This is a genomic window from Kitasatospora sp. NPDC127116, from assembly GCF_042677365.1.
Lineage (GTDB): Bacteria > Actinomycetota > Actinomycetes > Streptomycetales > Streptomycetaceae > Kitasatospora > Kitasatospora lactacystinica.
The window spans coordinates 1-18,700 of sequence record NZ_JBHXTL010000109.1; the positions used below are offsets into that span (position 1 = coordinate 1).

Genomic DNA, 18,700 nt, shown 5'->3' on the forward strand with positions numbered 1-18,700 from the left:
TTTATAAGAGACATAGCATGTAGCGGTCCGGTGGTACGTAAGCCCGGAGCCCCCGGGGGTGTTCTCGTCGAACCGCCCCGGGGGCTCCGGTGCGTCGTCGGGCGACTGTCGTCGGCCGAGCGGCATCAGGTGGACAGCACCGGTCAGAACAGGACCTTCTCGTTGTTCGGCTGCAGCGTGCCGGTGGTCACCCCGGCGGCCGAGACCAGCAGCTGGCCGGCCGGCTTGCCGTCGGTGCCGAGCACCTCGGCGGTGACCGGCGTGGTCTCGTCCGGCGCGGTGATCTGGAGGCCGGTGAGCACGTGGCAGGTCGCGTCCGACTTGTCGCAGGCGCTCCACTTGAGGCCCGCGTAGCCGGACTTGTTGGGCTTCAGGGTGACCAGCACCGCCGGCCCGGGGTGGGCCTCGCGGTTGGCCGACAGCGCGTCCGCGCTGTTGTCGGCCTTCAGGCCGCCGAAGCCCGGGTACCCGTACAGGGTGCAGTTGTGGTCGCTCTTGTTCTTGATCGTCAGCATGGCCGAGCCCGCGCCCTTGAGCTGCACGGTGGCCGTGATCTCGTCGCTCTTGCACCGCGAACCGGCCGCCTGGCCGGCCATCGGGTCGCCGGGGACGGTGGCCCCGGCGGCGCTCGCCTTCGGGTCGCCCGGCTTGTCGTCGGTGTACTTCACGTCGTCGCACGCGGTCAGCAGGACGGTCGCCGCGAGGGCGGCGACACCGGCGGCGACTAACCTGGCAGGCCTGCGAACGGTCATGGTCCCCCCAAGGGTGAGTAATGGCATGGGTCTGTCACCCTAAGTACGAAGGCCGTGGCAGAACGGTTCCATTGAGGCTGCAGTTTGTCAGAGCTGACCGTTTTCTTCCTTTTCCTGACCGGTTTCGGCCGCTACTGGCGCGAACTGGCGCCGCTCACACGACACCGCCCCGCCCGGCGGGTGCCGGACGGGGCGGTACGGGTGGAGGAGGAGCGGATCAGGCGGCCGGCTTCGCGGCCACCGGCCGGGCGGGCTTCCCGCTCTTCCCGCCGAGGACGTTGAAGAACACGGCCAGGGTCGGGACCAGGTAGAGCAGCCAGATCACCAGCTGGAGCACCGTCGGGTCCGGCTGGAAGTTGAAGACGCCCTTCAGCAGGGTGCCGTACCAGCTGTCCTTGGGGATGGTGCTGGAGATGTCGAAGGCCGTGCTCTGCAGACCGGGCAGCCAGCCGGCCTCCTGGAGGTCGTGCACGCCGTAGGCGAGGACGCCGGCCGCGACCACGACCAGCATCGCGCCGGTCCAGGTGAAGAACTTGGCCAGGTTGATCTTCAGCGCGCCCCGGTAGAACAGCCAGCCGAGCAGCACCGAGGTGAGCAGGCCGAGCGCGGCGCCGATCAGCGGGTTCCAGCCGTCGCCGGTGGCCTGGACCGCGGTCCAGATGAACAGCGAGGTCTCCAGGCCCTCGCGGCCGACGGCCAGGAAGGCGGTGACCACCAGGGCCGTGGTGCCCATCGCGATCGCCGCGTCCAGCTTGCCGTGCAGCTCGGTCTTCAGGTGCCGGGCGGTGCGCCGCATCCAGAACACCATCCAGGTCACCAGGCCGACCGAGATGATCGACAGCGAGCCGCCGAGCGCCTCCTGGGCCTCGAAGGTGAGCTGCGAGGAGCCGAACTGCAGCAGCGCGCCGAAGGCCATGGAGAGCGCCACGGCCGAGCCGACGCCGATCCACACCGGCGGCAGCCGGTCCTTGCGGCCGGTCTTGACCAGGTAGGCGATCAGGATGCAGACGACCAGGCTGGCTTCGAGGCCTTCGCGCAGGCCGATCAGGTAGTTGCCGAACACGCGGGCTCCTGGGGGGGTGTAGAGGTGGTACCGGGGGGCGGGTGGGGTCAGCCGAGCAGGGCCTGGCCCCACCACTCCCCCGGCTTGCGCACGCCCGCCGGGCAGGCGAAGTGGGCGGAGCCGACGTGCTGGATGTACTCGTTGAGCTTGTCGCTCGCCGCGAGGCGGGTCTGCAGCGGAACGAAGGCCTTGCGGGTGTCGCGCTGGTAGGCGAGGAAGAACAGCCCGGCGTCCAGGCGGCCGAGGCCGTCGGTGCCGTCGGTGAAGGAGAAGCCGCGGCGCAGGATCATCAGGCCGTCGTTGGCGTCCGGGTGGGCGAGCGCGACGTGCGAGGTCGCGGGCATCGCCTTGAGGTCCGGCGCGTCGTGCTCCTTGCCCTTGCCGTACGGGGCGCCCTCGCCCTTGGTGCGGCCGAAGGTGTCCTCCTGGTCCTTGAGCGAGGCGCGGTCCCAGGTCTCGATGTGCATCCGGATCCGCCGGGCGACCAGGTAGGAGCCGCCGGTCATCCACTCCGGGCCGTCGCCGGGCGCGGCCCAGACGTGGTCGGCCAGCTTCCCGGTGTCGGTGCCCGCGATGTTGTGGGTGCCGTCCTTGAACCCCATCAGGTTGCGCGGGGTCTGCTCGTCCGGGGTGGTCGAGGAGGTCTTGCCGAAGCCCAGCTGCGACCAGCGGATGTTGACGGTGCCCATGCCGATCCGGGCCAGGTTGCGGATCGCGTGCACGGCGACCTGCGGGTCGTCGGCGCAGGCCTGGACGCAGAGGTCGCCGCCGCTGCGGGTCGGGTCGAGCTTGTCGCCCTTGAAGTTCGGCAGGTCGATCAGGGCCTCGGGGCGCTTGGCCCGGAGGCCGAAGCGGTCCACGCCGTCCTTCTCGAACAGGCTCGGGCCGAAACCGATGGTCAGGGTGAGCCGGGAGGCGGGCAGGCCGAGGGCCTCGCCGGTGTCGTCCGGCGGCGCCTCCGGCGAGCCGGGCACCGCGCCGGTGCCGACCTCGCGGCCGCCGGTCATCGCGGCCGCCGCCTTGGTCCACTCCTTGAGCAGCTTGACCAGGGACTCCCGGGTGGCCTTCTCGGAGACGTCGAAGGCGGCGAAGTGCAGCCGGTCCTGGACCGGGGTGGAGATGCCCGCCTGGTGCTCGCCGTAGAACGGCAGCTCGGCGCCGACCGGGACGGCGACCGGGACGGCGTCGTCCTGCCGGGTGGCGGCCGCCACCGAGCCGACGGCGGCGGCGCCGAGCGCGACGCCCGCGCCGGCCCAGCCGATGACGGCGCGTCGGCTGACCGCGCTCCTGGTGCCGGAGGCGTCGGCGGTGGCCGGCGTCCCGTTCTGCTGCTCGTTCTCCGCGTCCATCGGCGGGCGGGCCCTTCTACTGTGCTGGACTGTGCGCTGACCCACGGAGGCCGTGGGGCCCGGATCGCGGGCCGCCACGGCGTCGGCGGGGTACTTCGGGCGGGGTGGCCGGTTACTTGACGACCACGGCGGCGGCCAGCTTCGACAGCGGCTCGCCCAGCGAGTTGACCGCGTCGGAGAAGGCCTTGCGCTCGGTCTCGGTGACCTTGTCGTAGGAGGTGAAGGTGCCGTCGGCCTGCTTGTACTTGGCCAGCAGGGCGTTGATGGCGGCGAACTCGGAGTCCAACGTCTTCGCGAGCTCCGCGTCCTTCTCGGAGGCGACCGGCTTCAGCAGTTCGTAGGCCTTCTGCGCGCCCTCGACGTTGGCCTGGAAGTCGGCCAGGTCGGTGTGGCTGTAGCGGTCCTCCTCACCGGTGATCTTGTTGGTGGCGACCTCGTCCAGCAGCTCCTTGGCGCCGTTGGCCATGCTGGTCGCGGTGATCTCGGCCTCGGGGATCTTCTTCTGCCAGTCCTTGAGGTCGGCGACCAGCTGGTCGGCGAGCTTCTTCTCGTCGTCGCCGATCTTCGCGTCGGCCCAGAGCGACTTCTCCAGCTTGTGCCAGCCGGTCCACTCCTGGCCCTGCTCCAGCTTGTCCTCGCGGGTGTCGGTCTTCGGGTCGACGTCGCCGAAGCTCTCGGCGACCGGCTCGGTGCGCTCCCAGCCGGTGCGCGAGGGCGCGTACAGCGACTTGGCCTTCTCCAGGTCGCCGGACTTGATCGCGGCGGCGAAGGCCTCGACGGCCGGGATGGTGGCGTCGGCCTGCTCCTGGGCGTACGTGCGGTAGGCGGTGACGGCGGCGGCCAGGCGCGGGTCGGTCGGCGCGGCGCTGCCGCCCTCGCCGGTGACGGTGATCTTCTGGCGGATGCCGTCGCCGACCATGCCGGGCTTGCAGGCGATCTCGTACGAGCCGGCCTTGATCTCGGCGTTGATGCTGGCCTTGGTGCCGGGGCCGATGTTCTCGCGCTCGGTGACGATCTTGTCGCCGTCGCCGTAGACGTAGACCTCGGTGGTCTTGGAGCCCTTGTTGCTGATGTCCAGCACGACGTGGCCGGCCGGGAAGGTCGTCTTGGAGACCTCGCAGGCGGTGTCGGTCGCGTTCACCGTGACCGCGCCGGAGGAGGCCGCCTTGTCGTCCTTCTTGGACGCGCAGCCGGCCAGGGTTGCGGTCGCCACGGCGAGGGTGAGCAGCGCGGCTGCGGTGGAACGGCGACGGGCGGACATGCGGGCTCCAACGGAAAAGGGCATGGGTGTGCCATGGCAGTGCGGGCGGCTGGGGGCCAGCCGACCATCATTAGCTAAGGCATACCTTACGTAAAGACGATTTTTCGTCTACACCCACCCCCTGAACCGTTACCTTCCCGGTGTCCGGCGGGCGGCCGCCCGGGCCGTCCAGCGGCCCTCGTGGCGGCTGATCCTGATCGGGTGCCCGAAGGTCTCGCTGATCAGCTCCGTCGTCATCACCTCCGCCACCGGCCCGGCCGCGACGCACTCGCCGCCGCGCAGCAGCAGGGCGTGGGTGGTGCTCTCCGGCAGCTCCTCCAGGTGGTGGGTGACCAGCACGCTGGCCAGCTCCGGATGCTGGTGGCGCAGCAGGTCCAGACTGTCCAGCAGCAGTTCGCGGGCGGTCAGGTCGAGCCCGGTGGCGGGCTCGTCGAGCAGCAGCAGCCGGGGGCTGGGCATCAGCGCGCGGGCGATCAGCGCCCGGCCGCGCTCGCCCTGGGACAGCGTGGTCCACGCGGCGTCGGCCATCGCGCGCATCCCGAGCGTGTCGATCAGCCGCTCGGCCCGCTCCAGCGCCTCCGGGGCCGGCTTGCGGTGGAACTCCGGCTCGATCGTGTTGGTGTGCCCGGTGAGCACCACCTCGCGCACGGTCAGCGGCGAACGCAGCGGGTGGCGCGGGTTGACGTGCCCCAGGTGGGCGCGCAGCTCGCAGACGTCCACCCGGCCGAGCCGGCGCCCGAGCACGTCCACCTCGCCGCGGGTGGGGTGGGAGACCGCGCCGAGCAGCGCGAGCAGGGTGGACTTGCCCGCGCCGTTCGGACCGAGCAGCGCCCAGTGCTCGCCCGGCCGGATCTCCAGGGTGATCCCGCGCAACAGGTGGCGGCCGTCGCGCACGACGTCCACGTCCCGGGTGCGCAGCAGCGGCCCGTCGAAGTCGGGGGCGGATGAATTCATGGGACTCCGATCGCGGCGCCGGGCAGGGTGCGGGCGGGGCGCCGCACCGGACGGGCCGGCGCCGTCCGTCCGCGTGCAGAGTACAACCGTCGGCCGTGGACCGGCCCGGACGTCCGAGGGGTGGACGCGCCAGAACCCTGTTGCCCGGAGGGAGTTGGGAGGAGGATCGTGCCTCCGAGGGGAAGCGGGGACGAGGGGGACGAGGATGACCGGGGAGCGGGTCGACACCCTGCACGCGCTGGTCGAACGGCAGGCCCGGCTGGCGCCGGAGGCCGTGGCCGTGCGCTGCGGCGAGCGGGAGCTGAGCTACGGGGAGCTGGACGCGCGGGCCGGGCGGCTGGCCGCGGTGCTGGCGGAGCGGGGCCTGGCCCCGGGCGGCCGGGCGGCGGTCGCGCTCGGCCGGGGCACCGAGGTGTACGTGGCGCTGCTGGCCGTGCTGAAGGCGGGCGCGGCGTTCGTGCCGCTGGAACCGGCCGCGCCGGACGCGCTGCTGCGGCACGTGCTCGCGGACGCCGCACCGGACCTGGTGGTCACCGAGGAGTGCCACCGGGTACGGCTGGCGGACGCCGGCGGGGCCCGGCTGGTCTGCGTCGACACGGAGACACCCACGACGGAGACACCCACGACGGAGACACTCGTGACGGCGCCGTTCGCGCCGCCCGAGACCGGCCCCGGGGACCTCGCCTGCGTCTTCTACACCTCCGGTTCCACCGGCCTGCCGGCCGGCGCGCTGGTCGAGCACCGCAACCTGCTGGCCGCGTACGAGGGCTGGCGCGAGGTGTACGAGCTGACCGCCGAGGACCGGATCCTGCAGACGGCGAGCCTGGAGTTCGACGTCTTCACCGCCGACTGGGTGCGTGCGCTCTGCACCGGCGCCACCCTGGTGGTCACCCCGTTCAACCTCACCCTGGACCGCGCCGCCGACCTCGGGGCGCTGCCCGCCCTGGTGGCCGCGGAGCGGATCACCGTCCTGGAGCTGAACGTCCGCACCGCGCGCCGGCTGACCGCCCTGCTGGCCGAGGCCGGCGGCGCGGGGGCCGGCGCGGGCCTGCCCGGGGTACGGCTGCTCACCGTCGGCGCCGAGAAGTGGTACCTGGACGAGCAGTTGGGCCTGCAACGCCTGCTCGGCGCGGGCACCCGGGTGCTGAACGTCTACGGGCTGGCCGAGGCCACCGTGGACAGCACCTATTTCGACGCGCGGGGCACCGCCGCCGCCGAGGGCGCCGAACGGGTCTCGCTGGTCGGCCGGCCCTTTCCCGGCACCCGGGTGTACGTGCTCGGCCCGAACCGCACCCCCGCCAAGCAGGGCATGACGGGCGAGATCGCGATCGCCGGCGCCGGCCTGACCCGCGGCTACCTCAACCGGCCCACGGACACCGCCCGTCGCTTCGTCCGGGCGGACTTCGACCCGGACGGCCGGGTGCTGCTGACCGGCGACCTCGGGGTGCTGCGGGCGGACGGCGTGCTGGAGTTCACCGCCCGGGCCGCGACCGTGATCGGACCGCTCGGCACGAGACGGCCGACAAGCGTGCTGGCGCGGGTCCGGGCGGCGGTCCGCGCGGAGGGCGTGCTGCGCGGGCACCCGGCGGTGCGGGAGGCGGCCGTCGTCGAGGTGGAGACGGTGCCGGGGAAGCCGCAGCTGGTCGGCTACGCGGTGACCGAGCCGGGCACGGACGGCGCCGACGGCTGGTCGCTCTCCCAGTACCTGAGGACCGCGCTCAGGGGCCAGTCGGTGCCCGCCGCCGTCGTCCCGGTTCCCGAGCTGCCGCGCACCCGGGCCGGCAAGCTGAACCGCGCGGCCCTGCCGCTGCCGGCCCCGCCGGGACACGCCGCCCGGCGCTCCGCCAAGGCCGGTGGCGGCCGGAGCGGCGGCAAGACCGGGGGCGGCGGCCGGAGCGGCGGCAAGGCGGGCGGCGGTTCCGGGGACTCGGACGTCGGGAGCGGCTGCGGCGCGGTCTTCTGCGTGCTGATCTTCGCCGCGGGCGCGTGGGCGATGACCGATGTGCTCTTCCCCGGCTCGACCGATCTCACCGGCGTCCCCTCCCCGTACAGCGGCTGGTTCCGGCTGCTCTATCTCTGCGAGAACCTGGCGTTCGGCGCCGGGCTCGTCTGGTTCGGTGCCGGCTTCGAGGCCGTCCTGCGGCAGGGCAGGCCGGTCCGGCTCTCGGCGCTGGCCCACCTGGCGATCACCTGGCTGCTGGTCAACTGGTGGCCGCAGGACAACCTGTACCGGCTCACCAAAGCCACGGACTGGCTGCGCGAGACCGTGATGGTGTTCGCGTTCAACGTCCCGCTGATGCTCGCGGCGCTGGTGCTGATCCGGTTCATGCTCTGGCAGCCTCCGGCCGGAGGGGGCGAAAGGAAGGGCCGGCATCTCTGAGCGCCTCGAACATCACCTGAGCGCCTCGAACATCCCGGTCAGCCCCTGGTTCGCGGCCTCGACCAGCGCCTCGGCCGCGTCCAGCGCCTCGGCGTCCGGCCCGGCGAGGGCGAGGCCGACGACGGGCTCCGGGTCGTGGCAGGCGGTCGGGATCAGCGGCAGCAGGGTGACGCCGAGCCGGGCGCAGCGCGGGCGCAGCCGTTCCAGGTGGTCGTGCAGCGCGGCCGGGGCGAGCCGGGCGCCGAGCGGCATCCCGTCCAGGGTGCGCACCAGGTGGCCGGGGCCGCGCACCCGGTCGAGGCGGGCGGCCAGCACGAAGGCGACGGCCGGGCCGGTGAGCCGCAGGTTGATCTCGGTGGGGGCGAGCCGGCGCTCCCGGTCGGTGACGAAGTCGACGTCGTACCAGCCGCGGTAGCCCTCGGCGGCCAGCCGCTCCCCCACCGCCAGGGCGAACCGGCGGGCGGTGTCGGCGGCTTCCTTCGGCAGCACGCCGGGGCCGACGGTGACGCCCTGGTAGCGGGTGCCGGCCACGTCCATGGCACCGGCGCCGACCGGGTGGACGGTGCCGTCCTGGCCGACCAGGGCGTCGTAGGTGAGGTCGCGCAGCCGGGCCGCCGGGCCCGGATCGACGTACTCCTCCAGCAGCAACTCACCCTCGGGCGGCAGGACTTCGGTACGCACCAGGTGCCGCAGCAGCGCCCTGCCGCCGCCCGCCGCGAACAGCTCGGCGGGCTCCACCACCACGGTGCCGTAGCCGCCGACGCCGTACGGGCTCTTCAGTACGGTGGTCCGCCCGCGGACGGCGCGGGCGGTGAGCCGACGGGCGGCCCGGCGGCGGCCGGCCGGGCGCTCCTGGTCCGGGACCACGATCCCCGGGTGCCCGGGGGCGAGGGCGGCGAACAGCTCGTGGGCGGCGGCCTTGGACTCGTAGCGGCGCACGGCGGCCAGCTCGGGCCCCTCGCCGTGCGCGGCGTTCCGCCCCCAACTCACCACCGGGCGGCCGGAGTCGGCGATCCGGGCAGCCAGGGCGGGGCGGGCGGCGAGCGCCTCGGCCACCGTCCGGTCCGGCGCCACACCGCTGTGCACCTCGACCGGGCCCCAGGCCAACTCCCGGGCCAGCCAGTCGGTCCACTCGGGAGCGACCTCGGCGGGCAGGACCAGCAGGGCCGGTTCGGGGCTGTAGCAGACGGCCAGGCAGGCGTAGTGGTGCGCCTGCCGCAGCCGACGCAGGCGCTGGGCCTCGTCCATGCCGGGTGCGAGGAACTGCGCGTTGAAGTCCGCCACGTCGCCCACGTGGACCGCCGCCCGGCCACCGGTCCAGGCCCCCACCCATCCGTCCATGGGACGGAAGCCTAGGGCGTGTGGTCAGAGCGCCAACAGCCCCGCGTCGGTGGGGCGCAGGCCGCAGGCGTCGAGGTAGAAGGGGCGCAGGTGGGGCTCGTAGTCGACGTGCAGCCAGGTACAGCCGGCCGCGCGGGCGCCGTCGGCGGCCTCGGCGACCAGCCGGGTGGCGATGCCCTGCCGCCGGGCGTCCGGGGCGACCACGGTGTCGAGCAGGAAGGCGTGGGCGCCGCCGTCCCAGGCGAGGTTGACGAAGCCGACCAGGGCGTCGTCGGCGGTGCGCCGGGCGGTGACCCAGCCGAGGCTGTGCCGCTCCAGGCGGGCGATCCGGTCGCCCGGTTCCCCGGGGTGGCCGAAGCCTTCGGCGTGCAGGGTGTCGAGTTCGGGGTCGGTGAGCGGGCCGCGCCACAGGTAGTCGATCGTCACGACGGCACTGTAGACCCCTTGTTAAGTTCTGATCATTTTTTATCGACCAAGGACACGACTTGGCAAAGTTATGACCTTCCCTCTAGCTGAATCTGACTGACCCCGGTCAATCTCTGACGCAGCTCCTTTCCCTGCACAGCTACCCCCACTGGAGTCAGAGTGACCCCCACGCCTTCCTCCCGCCGTGCCCGCGTGGCCGGAGCCGTCGCGGTCGTCGCCGCCCTCGCCGGCGCCACCGTCCCGGCCGCCACGGCCTCCGCCGCCACCGCCCCGCGCGAGGCCGCGATATCCCAGGCCCGCGCCAACGTCACCCACAACCCGGGGGTGTTCGGCTTCGGCGCCGGCCAGGGCCTCGTGCTCAAGGACGTCGTGCTGGACGCCGACGGCGCCTCGCACGTCCGCTTCGACCGCACCTTCCAGGGCCTGCCGGTGGTCGGCGGCGACCTGGTCGTCCACCAGGACGCCAAGGGCAGGCTCAAGGACTCCTCCCGCGCGGCCGCCCACGACGCCGCCGTCAAGTCGACCGTCCCGAAGGTGACCGCGCAGTCCGGCGCGGCCGGCGCGCTCGCCGCCGCCCCGGGCGTCCAGGACGCCGTCAGCACCCCCGAGCTGGTCGTCTGGGCCGCCGACGGCACGCCCCGGCTGGCCTGGCGCACCACCGTCGAGGGCACCGGCGCGCACGGCGAGCCGGCCGGCAAGGTCGTCGTCACCGACGCCACCACCGGCGAGCAGATCGAGTCCTACGACGCCGAGCACCAGGCGACCGGCACCGGGAACTCCGAGTACACCGGCAGGATCAGCATCGACACCACCGCCAAGTCCGGCGGCGGCTACACCCTGACCGACCCGGTCCGCGGCCACGTCACCAAGGACGCCAACAACCTCTCCGCGAGTTCGATCAAGGCGACCTCCGGCACCGCGTTCACCAGCACCACCAACGTCTGGGGCGACGGGAAGAAGTTCTCCACCGACCGCTCCACCGCCGCCGTCGACGCCCACGCCAACACCGCCTGGACGTACGACTACTACAAGAACGTCCACGGCCGCAGCGGCATCAAGAACGACGGCAAGGGCGCCACCGTCTTCGTCCACGTCGGCACCAACTGGGACAACGCCCAGTGGTCCGACAGCTGCTTCTGCATGATGACCGGCGACGGCAACGGCAGCAGCGACCCGGAGCAGGTCGACCTCGACACCATGGGCCACGAGATGACCCACGGCGTCACCAGCGCCACCGCCAACCTGCGCTACAGCGGCGAGTCCGGCGGCCTCAACGAGTCCACCAGCGACATCTTCGGCACCATGGTCGAGTGGTACGCCAACAACAGCGTCGACACCGGCGACTACCTGTTCAGCGACCAGTCCACCCCGCCGTGGCTGCGCCGCTTCGACAAGCCCTCGCTGGACGGCTCCTCGGCCGACTGCTGGAGCAGCAGCGTCGGCAGGCTCGACGTGCACTACTCCTCGGGCGTCGGCAACCACTGGTTCTACCTGGCCAGCGAGGGCAGCGGCAGCAAGACCATCAACGGCGTCACCTACAACAGCCCGACCTGCAACGGCTCCACGGTGACCGGCATCGGCCACGACAAGATCGCCAAGATCTGGTACCGCGCGCTGACCGTCTACATGACCTCCACCACCAACTACAAGGGCGCCCGCGCCGCCTCCCTGAACGCGGCCCGCGACCTGTACGGCGCCTCCAGCACCGAGTACAACGCGGTCGCGGCGGCCTGGAGCGGGGTCAACGTCAGCTGAATGCCTAGTGGTTGAACCCCACGTGGCAGTGGTCGTGGTGGGTGTCGTCGGTGAAGAACCGGTTGCCGGCGCCCGGGATCGCCACCGGCCCGCCCACGTTGTACGAACCGGCGGCGGCCGCGTCCCGCATGAAGGACTCGACCAGCTGCCGGGACGTACCCGGGTCGACCACGGCCAGCCCGTCGATCCGCCAGACGTCGAAGGCCCGGCCCAGCGGATGGTCGCTGGGCCGGGTCGTCCCGAAGACGTCCAGCGGGTGGCCGGTCCGCACCACGCTCACCGAGAGCGTGTACGGGCCGGCCAGCCGCAGCATCGCCTCCAGCACGCTGTCGTGCACGGTGCCGCTGCGCAGGTCGGCGGCGGCCTCGGGCGGCAGCTCGATCCGGGGCTCGGCCAGCACCCGGGCCACCGCGGGCGGCGGTGCGGCGGCCGCCGGGCCCGCCGCTCCCGGGTGCAGCTCGGTGACCGTCCAGCGCGGCTCGGCCCGGCTCAGCCGGACGTCCACCGTGGTGCCGCCCTCGGCCACCGAACCGTCCGGACCGCGCGTCCACTGACGGCAGACCACGAGCACGCTCGCCGAGTCGTCGAGGATGCCGCCGTACTGGGCGACGATCACCTCCAGGCTCGCCTCGGCCGCCGCCGGGGCGAGCGGACCCGCGGCGTCGGCCAGCGCGGGCGGCAGGCCGAGCGCCGCCACCCGGGCACGGGCCGCCTCCGTGCCCTGCCCGCCGGGCGGCCAGGCGCCGAGCGCGGCGACCAGCTCGACGGCGCGGCGCTTGACGTCGGGCTGGATCTCGCCGGGGCCGGGCTGCCAGAGGGGCGGCCGGGGCAGCGGGGTCGGTGTCCGCGCGGGCGTTCCGGCGCTACTCGTGGCGGCGGGCGTCGTAGCTACGGGTGTCGTGGCGGCAGGCGTCGTGGCAGCCGGGCCGGTGCTCGCGGCCCGCGGCCTGCTCCCGCCCGTACACCCCGCCGCACCCAGCACCAGCGCCGCCGCGCCCGCCCGCAGCACCCCGCGCCGGCCCGCGGCCCGGCCGCCGTCTCCACCCGTCATGCCGTCAGTATGCGGCGGAGGGCCCCCTGGCGCAGGAGGCGTCAGCCCAGCCGACGGATCGGTTCGCCCGCCAGGAACGCCGCGACGTCCTCCACCGCCTCCTCGTAGTAGCGCCGGTAGTTGTCCTGCGACACGTACCCCAGGTGCGGGGTGGCCAGCAGCCGGGGAGCGGTGCGCATCGGGTGGTCGGCGGGCAGCGGTTCGATGTCGAAGACGTCGACGCCCGCGCCCGCGATCCGGCCGCCGGTGAGCGCGGTGAGCAGCGCGTCCTGGTCGACGATCGCCGCCCGGGAGGTGTTGACCAGGTACGCCCCGGGCTTCATCAGGTCCAGCTCGGCCGCGCCGATCAGCCCCCGGGTGCCCGGGTTGAGGGCGAGGTGGATCGAGACGAAGTCGCTCTCGCGGAGCAGCTCCTCCTTGTCGGCCGCGCGCCGCACGCCCGCCCCGGCGGCCCGCTCGTCGGTCAGGCTCCGGCTCCAGGCCACCACGTCCATGCCGAAGGCCAGGCCGACCCGGGCCACCCGGCCGCCGATCCGGCCGAGGCCGAGCAGCCCGAGCGTGCGGCCGTGCAGGTCGGCGCCGACGGTGCTCTGCCAGGGGCCGCCCTCGCGCAGCGCGGTGTTCTCCTGGACGATGCCGCGGGCCAGTCCGAGCAGCAGCGCCCACGTCAGCTCGACCGGCGGGGTGCCCGAGCTGGCGGTGCCGCAGACCGTCACCCCGTGCGCCTGCGCGGCCGCGAGGTCGATCGCCGCGTTGCGCATCCCGGAGGCGACCAGCAGCCGGAGCCGCGGCAGCCGGGCGAACAGCGAGGCCGGGAAGGGCACCCGCTCGCGCAGGGTGACCACGATGTCGAACCCGGCGAGCGCGGCGGCCAGCTCGTCCTCCGAGCCGAAGTGCTCGCGGAAGGCCGTCACCGAGACCCGGCCCGCCACCGGGGACCAGTCGGCGCTGCTGGTGGCGACGCCCTGGTAGTCGTCCAGGACGGCGCAGCTGAGGATCGGAGGCGTCATGCCCGCACTCTCGCAGAGGCCTCCGCCACCCGGCGCGGCGGGTCGGGCTTCGATGACGGTCCCCGTCCGGCTACGGCAGCTCGGGGGGCCGCAGGCCGTAGCCCTCCTCGGTCCGCACGATCCAGGAGGGCTCGCCGAGTTTCCACCTCAGCCGCGTCATCGGGAACGTCAGCTCGTGGGGGTGGAACGGTGCGTTGTAGACCTTCCACATGATCGAGTACGCCTGGTGCACGCCCTCGCCCAGCTCGATCAGGCCGCGCAGCAGCTTGACGTCGGCACGGTCGAGCCGCACCTCGCGGCCGTCCACGGTGACGAGCCGGGTGTCCAGGTCGACGACGAGGCGACCGTCGAAGGCGGTCAGCGAGCCCTGCGGCTCCGGGACCAGGCCGAAGTGCCTGCGGACCCACTCCTCGGCGGCCCACTCCTCGGCGGCCCGGTCGTCCGTCGGCCGAGCGCCCGCCCCGTTCTCCTGCTCCACGCCGGGCAGCCTAACCGGCGGCGCCCGACGCCGACCAGGCCGCGGCCCAACCGGCCAGCTCCGCCGGGCGGTTGGTGATGATCCCGTCCACGCCCGCCGTCGTGAGGGCCCTCCAGCGGGCGGGCAGGTCGACCGTCCAGACGTTGACCGCCACCCCGGCGGCATGCAGTTCCCCGACCGCGCCGGGGCGGGCGGAGAGCGCCTCGTCCGAGGGGTGGTAGGCGGCCAGGCCGAGGTCCCGGGCGGTGGCGACCGGGTCGGCGTCCAGCGTGGAGCGGAGCAGTGCGAGCGGCAGCTCGGGGGCCAGTTCGCGGGTGTGGCGCAGGGCGTCGACCTCGAAGCTCTGGACCATGACCCGGTCGGCCATGCCGTGGTCGCGCACCTCCCGGACGATCCGGGCGACCTCGTCGCGGCTGTGCGGCCCCTTGATCTCCAGCAGCAGCCGGCCACCGCGGGTGCGCAGGTCCTCCAACTGGGCGACCAGGGTCGGCAGGCGGGTGCCCGCGTAGGCCGGGGCGAACCAGGAGCCGGCGTCCAGCGCGTCCAGTTGGGCGGCGGTCAGCTCGCGGATCCGGCCGGTGCCGTCGGTGGTGCGGTCCACGGTGTCGTCGTGCAGCACGTACGGGACGCCGTCCCTGCTGGGCTGGACGTCGTTCTCGACCCACTCGGCGCCGGCCCGGCGGGCCACCTCGTCCGACACCAGGGTGTTCTCCGGCGCGGCGGAGGAGGCGCCGCGGTGCGCGTACACGGTCGGCGGTGCGCCGGCCGGGCGGAGCCGGGTGTCGGCGGCGGGTGCGGCGGAGGCCGGGGCGGCGGCGGGTGCGGCGGCCGACCGCACCGGTGCCCCGGCGAGCGCGACGGCGCCGACGGCGGCCCCGAGCAGCGCGGCGACGAGAACGGTCCGACGGCGGCGCCGCCGGGGGCGCCGGGGATGCCGGGGGCCTTGCCGGGGACCTCGATTGGGTGTCATGTCCCGCACATTACGGCCGTCCGGCGCCTGCGGCCCGATGACACCGGCATCCGGGGCGACACGCCGGCGCACGGAGCAACACCCGCTCACTCCTCCGCCGACGCCGTCCGCGCGTGCAGCGCCGACCGCCCGGCCCGGTGGGCGAGCTCACCCCCGTGGATTCACACATGGTCGAATCGTTGGCGCTCAGGCCGGTGCAGCAGTGATCATCATGGGCATGACTTCGAGCGCAGTTGCGAACACCCCCGTCACCCCCGCCGCCCCCGTCACGGCCACCACCCCCGTCACGGCCGCCGCCTCCGGCACCTGGAAGCTCGGCGACCGCACCGTCCACCGGATCGGCTTCGGCACCATGCGCCTGCCCCAGACCGGCCCGGCACTCGTCCCGCACGCCGTCCCCCGCGACCGCGAGCAGGCGCTGCGGGTGCTGCGCCGCGCGGTCGAGCTGGGCGTCAACCACATCGACACCGCCGCCTTCTACTTCTCCCCGCTGCGCTCCGCCAACGAGCTGATCAACCGGGCGCTCGCGCCGTACGCCGACGACCTGGTGATCGCCACCAAGGTCGGGCCCGGCCGCGGCCTCGACGGCGAGTGGATCGAGCACGCCCGCACCCCCGAGCGGCTGCGCGCCCAGGTGGAGCAGAACCTGCGTCAGCTCGGCCGCGACCACCTCGACCTGGTGAACCTGCGCGTCCTCGGCACCGACTCGGTCGCCGAACGCTTCGGCGCGCTGGCCGAGTTGTGCCGGGCCGGGCTGATCCGCCGACTGGGCCTGTCCAACGTCCACCCGCACCAGCTCGCCGAGGCGCAGACCATCGCGCCGGTGGTCTGCGTGCAGAACCCGTACGGCATCGGAGCCACGCCGGCGCAGGACGAGGTGCTGCGGATCTGCGGGGAGCAGGGCATCGCCTTCGTCCCCTTCTACGCGATCGCCGGGGCCGGGCGGGAGGGCGGTGCCGGCGAGGCCGAGCCCGGCCAGGTCCGGGCGGTGGCCGAGGCGCGCGGGGTGAGCACCGCACAGGTGCGGCTGGCCTGGACCCTGCACCGCGGCCCGCACGTGCTGGCCATCCCGGGCACCGGCGACGTGGCGCACCTGGAGGACAACATCGCCGCCGGGGCGCTGCGGCTGTCGGCCGAGGAGCTGGCGCTGCTGGACGAGGCCCACGCGGGCTGAGCCAGAACCGGGCACCGGCTGAGCCGGAACGGGCGCCGCCCAAGTCGGAACCGGCACCGCCCGAGCCGGAACCGGGCACGGCCCACGTCGCGTCACTCCGGGGCGAATCGATCTTCGTCCACCGTGAGGAGCCCCCGAGCATGACCGACCGCGCCACCCGCTACCTCTACCTGGCCCGCCACGGCGAGGCCGCGTCCGAAGGCGACGGCAGCGGGCTCACCGCCGCCGGACGCCGACAGGCCGCCCTGCTGGGCCGGCGGCTGGCCGGCCGTCCGGTCTCGGCGCTGCACCACGGCCCGCTGCCCCGGGCCGCCGAGACCGCGCGGCTGGTCGCGGAGCAGCTGACCGGCGTGCGGCCGCAGCAGTGCGAGGAGGCCGGGGACTTCGTGCCGCACGTGCCCGAGCGGGACGAACTCCCCGAGGACAGCGCCGAGTTCCTGCTGAACTACCTCTCGTCCACCACGGCGCAGGAGCGGGAGCAGGGCGCCGCGCTGGCGCGGCGGGCCGTCGAGCGGTTCACCGGGCCGGTGCCGGGCCGGGAGGAGCGGCACGAGCTGGTCGTCACCCACGCCTTCCTGGTCGGCTGGCTGGTCCGGCACGCCCTGGACGCCCCGGCCTGGCGCTGGCTCGGTGTCAACGCAGCCAACGCGGCGCTGACCGTCCTGCGCTACACCCCCGGCCGGCCGCCCGCCGCGCTGCTGCTGAACGACCAGGGCCATCTGCCGCAGGAGCTGCACTGGACCGGCCACCCTCCCCAACTCCGGTTCTGACAAGGGCCCGAGCGCCTCCCCGAGGGGCCCCGAGGGATCGCCGGACGACCGTCGGAGGACCGCCGGAGCGGCCCCGACGGCCCGTCGACAAAAATATGCAGACCGGTCTACTATCGCCGCATGGGAGTCAAGGGCGAGGAGACCCGGGCCCGGCTGATCGCCGGCACCAGGGAACTGATCGAGGCGCAGGGCTACTTCGGGACCGGACTCAACCGGATCGTGGCCGCCACCGGCGCCCCGCGCGGCTCGCTCTACTTCCACTTCCCCGGCGGCAAGGACCAGTTGGTGGCCGCCGCGCTCACCCAGGCCGGCCAGGAGGTCGAGGCGCTGCTCACGGCCCTGGCCGGCGAGGGAGCCGACACCGCCACCCTCGCCGAGCAGCTGATCGAGGCCTTCGCCGAGCGCCTGGAGCGCTCGGACTACACCAGCGGCTGCCCGATCGCCACCGTCGCCCTGGAGGTGGCCGGCACCAACGAGACCCTGCGGACGGTCTGCGCCGGGCTGTACGCGGGCTGGCAGCAGGTCCTGGCCGACCGCCTGGAGCGCGAAGGCTTCGGCCCGGCGCAGGCCGGGGCCGCCGCCGGGCAGGCGCTCGCCCTGCTGGAGGGGGCCGTCCTCCTCGCCTCCGTCCGGCGCAGCCGCGAGCCACTGGACCACGCCCGGCACGCCGTCCGGCACCTGCTCGGCAGCCGGTAGACGGACCGCGGGCGGCGGGCCGTTCCCGCGCCGCCGCCCGCCCGTGCCCAAAAAATATGCAGACCGGTCTACTGATTCTGGATCCCTGGAGTTCACCGTGACCCCCGCCCCACCGCCCCGGACCCTCGTCCTCGGCGCCACCGGCTTCCTCGGCCGCTGGCTCGTCCTCGAACTCCTCGGCCGCGGCGAGCCGGTGGCCGCCGCCGTCCGCGACACCGCCGGCGCGGACACCCTGCGCCGGTGGCTGCACGACCACGGCGCGGACGGCACCGCGCCGACCACCGTCACCGCCGACCTCACCCGCCCAGGCCTCGGGCTCTCCCCCGCGGACGACGCCCGGCTCGGCGAGGTCCGCGACGTCCACAACCTCGCCGCCCGCTACGCCTTCGGCCTCACCCGCGCCCAGGCCGAACCCGCCAACGTCCACGGCGCGCTGCACGCCCTGCACTGGTCCGCCACCCGGCCCGGGCTGCGCCGCCTGGTCCACCTCTCCGGCTACCGCGTCGGCCGCGACCCGCGGCCGCGGTACCCCCTCGACCCCTCCGCCACCGCCACCCTCTACAGCCGCCTCGGCGCCTACGAGGCCTCCAAGCACCTCGGCGACGCCGCCGTCCGGGTCACCGCACCCCGCCTCGGCGTCCCGCTCACCACCGTCAACCCCAGCAGCGTCATCGGCCACTCCCGGACCGGCGAGGCCGGCCAGTACCTGGGCCCGGCCCAGCTCGTCCGCCAGCTCCACCGCGGGCGCCTCCCCCTGCTGCCCGGCACCCGGCGCACCTTCCTCCCCGTCGTCACCGTCGACCACCTGGCCCGCTTCCTCGCCGCCGTGCCCGAGCACGACCGCGACCCGCTCGCGGCCCACACCGTCCTCGACCCCACCACCCCCTGCCTCCCCGAGCTGATCGCCCTCCTCGCCCGCCACCTCGGCGTCCGCCCGCCCCGCGCCCTGATCCCCGTCCCCCTGGTCCGCCGCCTCCCCCGCGCCCTCACCGGCGCCGACCCGGAGACCCTCACCTTCCTCTCCGAGGACCGCTACGACACCGGCTCCGCCGATCGCCTCGCCGCCGACGCCGGCCTCACCCACCCGCCCCTCGCCCCGGCCCTGACCCGCTGGGCCACCCGCCTGGTCGAGGAGGGATTCGGCGCACCGTGACACCGGCGTGGGGGGGGGGGGGGGGGGCCATGACCGCCGGCGAAACCCACCCCCACAAACCAAACCCCGGACAAGCACGCCCGGAGCGGGCCCGGGGACATGCACCCGGCGCGACCC

At 74.2% G+C, this 18,700-nt stretch carries 17 protein-coding genes; 6 read left to right on the forward strand and 11 right to left on the reverse strand.

The annotated features are described in order from the left end of the window. Positions 1 to 143: 143 nt before the first annotated feature. The 5 genes from ACFVHV_RS32635 to ACFVHV_RS32655 form a co-directional block, all read right to left on the reverse strand. Positions 144 to 752: a DUF4232 domain-containing protein gene (locus tag ACFVHV_RS32635; protein WP_359911001.1), complete on the reverse strand. Its 609-nt coding sequence runs from the start codon at positions 750 to 752 to the stop codon at positions 144 to 146. A gap of 217 nt (positions 753 to 969) precedes the next feature. After that, on the reverse strand, positions 970 to 1,815 hold the full coding sequence (gene efeU, locus ACFVHV_RS32640; protein ID WP_359911003.1) for an iron uptake transporter permease EfeU: 846 nt from the start codon (positions 1,813 to 1,815) through the stop codon (positions 970 to 972). 47 nt (positions 1,816 to 1,862) lie between these two features. Continuing rightward, complete coding sequence (gene efeB / locus ACFVHV_RS32645; protein ID WP_380355961.1) at positions 1,863 to 3,164, reverse strand: iron uptake transporter deferrochelatase/peroxidase subunit; 1,302 nt, start codon at positions 3,162 to 3,164, stop codon at positions 1,863 to 1,865. Positions 3,165 to 3,276: 112 nt separating this feature from the next. Next, a complete protein-coding gene (gene efeO, locus ACFVHV_RS32650; RefSeq protein WP_380355964.1) occupies positions 3,277 to 4,425 on the reverse strand; it encodes an iron uptake system protein EfeO in 1,149 nt (382 codons plus the stop codon). A gap of 129 nt (positions 4,426 to 4,554) precedes the next feature. Further along, positions 4,555 to 5,379, reverse strand: coding sequence for an ABC transporter ATP-binding protein (locus ACFVHV_RS32655; protein ID WP_380355967.1), 825 nt, complete (start codon positions 5,377 to 5,379; stop codon positions 4,555 to 4,557). A 205-nt stretch (positions 5,380 to 5,584) separates the two neighbouring features. Here ACFVHV_RS32655 and ACFVHV_RS32660 point away from each other — a divergent pair, with 205 nt between their 5' ends. Continuing rightward, positions 5,585 to 7,759 carry an amino acid adenylation domain-containing protein gene (locus ACFVHV_RS32660; RefSeq protein WP_380355970.1) on the forward strand — a complete coding sequence of 725 codons (2,175 nt, stop codon included), beginning with the start codon at positions 5,585 to 5,587 and terminating at the stop codon, positions 7,757 to 7,759. Between the two features lie 12 nt (positions 7,760 to 7,771). On the opposite strand, the gene ACFVHV_RS32665 is transcribed toward ACFVHV_RS32660, so the two are convergent. Together ACFVHV_RS32665 and ACFVHV_RS32670 are read right to left on the reverse strand one after the other, a co-directional pair. After that, the gene (locus tag ACFVHV_RS32665) at positions 7,772 to 9,100 is read right to left on the reverse strand and encodes a hypothetical protein (protein WP_359911018.1); all 1,329 of its coding nucleotides are present in this window, start codon (positions 9,098 to 9,100) and stop codon (positions 7,772 to 7,774) included. Positions 9,101 to 9,124: 24 nt separating this feature from the next. Further along, positions 9,125 to 9,526, reverse strand: a complete 402-nt coding sequence (locus ACFVHV_RS32670) for a GNAT family N-acetyltransferase (protein WP_359911020.1) — start codon at positions 9,524 to 9,526, stop codon at positions 9,125 to 9,127. A 159-nt stretch (positions 9,527 to 9,685) separates the two neighbouring features. Between ACFVHV_RS32670 and ACFVHV_RS32675 the strand changes: the two genes are divergently transcribed. Next, positions 9,686 to 11,281, forward strand: coding sequence for a M4 family metallopeptidase (locus ACFVHV_RS32675; RefSeq protein WP_380355972.1), 1,596 nt, complete (start codon positions 9,686 to 9,688; stop codon positions 11,279 to 11,281). 4 nt (positions 11,282 to 11,285) lie between these two features. Here ACFVHV_RS32675 and ACFVHV_RS32680 read toward each other — a convergent pair whose 3' ends face one another. The 4 genes from ACFVHV_RS32680 to ACFVHV_RS32695 form a co-directional block, all read right to left on the reverse strand. Next, complete coding sequence (locus tag ACFVHV_RS32680; protein WP_380355974.1) at positions 11,286 to 12,332, reverse strand: hypothetical protein; 1,047 nt, start codon at positions 12,330 to 12,332, stop codon at positions 11,286 to 11,288. Positions 12,333 to 12,373: 41 nt separating this feature from the next. Further along, positions 12,374 to 13,342 (reverse strand): D-2-hydroxyacid dehydrogenase family protein, encoded by a 969-nt coding sequence (locus ACFVHV_RS32685; RefSeq protein ID WP_380355976.1) that lies wholly within the window; start codon positions 13,340 to 13,342, stop codon positions 12,374 to 12,376. A 70-nt stretch (positions 13,343 to 13,412) separates the two neighbouring features. Then, positions 13,413 to 13,820: a hypothetical protein gene (locus ACFVHV_RS32690; protein WP_380355978.1), complete on the reverse strand. Its 408-nt coding sequence runs from the start codon at positions 13,818 to 13,820 to the stop codon at positions 13,413 to 13,415. A 10-nt stretch (positions 13,821 to 13,830) separates the two neighbouring features. Then, positions 13,831 to 14,790, reverse strand: a complete 960-nt coding sequence (locus ACFVHV_RS32695) for a glycerophosphodiester phosphodiesterase family protein (RefSeq protein ID WP_359911033.1) — start codon at positions 14,788 to 14,790, stop codon at positions 13,831 to 13,833. Positions 14,791 to 15,007: 217 nt separating this feature from the next. Here ACFVHV_RS32695 and ACFVHV_RS32700 point away from each other — a divergent pair, with 217 nt between their 5' ends. From ACFVHV_RS32700 to ACFVHV_RS32715, 4 genes are all read left to right on the forward strand, one after another. After that, complete coding sequence (locus tag ACFVHV_RS32700; RefSeq protein WP_380355982.1) at positions 15,008 to 15,964, forward strand: aldo/keto reductase; 957 nt, start codon at positions 15,008 to 15,010, stop codon at positions 15,962 to 15,964. A gap of 140 nt (positions 15,965 to 16,104) precedes the next feature. After that, positions 16,105 to 16,734: a histidine phosphatase family protein gene (locus tag ACFVHV_RS32705; RefSeq protein ID WP_380355985.1), complete on the forward strand. Its 630-nt coding sequence runs from the start codon at positions 16,105 to 16,107 to the stop codon at positions 16,732 to 16,734. Between the two features lie 120 nt (positions 16,735 to 16,854). Beyond that, entirely contained in the window at positions 16,855 to 17,430 is a 576-nt protein-coding gene (locus ACFVHV_RS32710; protein ID WP_359911042.1) for a TetR family transcriptional regulator, read from the forward strand. Positions 17,431 to 17,527: 97 nt separating this feature from the next. Then, positions 17,528 to 18,583, forward strand: a complete 1,056-nt coding sequence (locus ACFVHV_RS32715) for an SDR family oxidoreductase (RefSeq protein WP_380355987.1) — start codon at positions 17,528 to 17,530, stop codon at positions 18,581 to 18,583. The last annotated feature ends 117 nt before the right edge of the window (positions 18,584 to 18,700 follow it).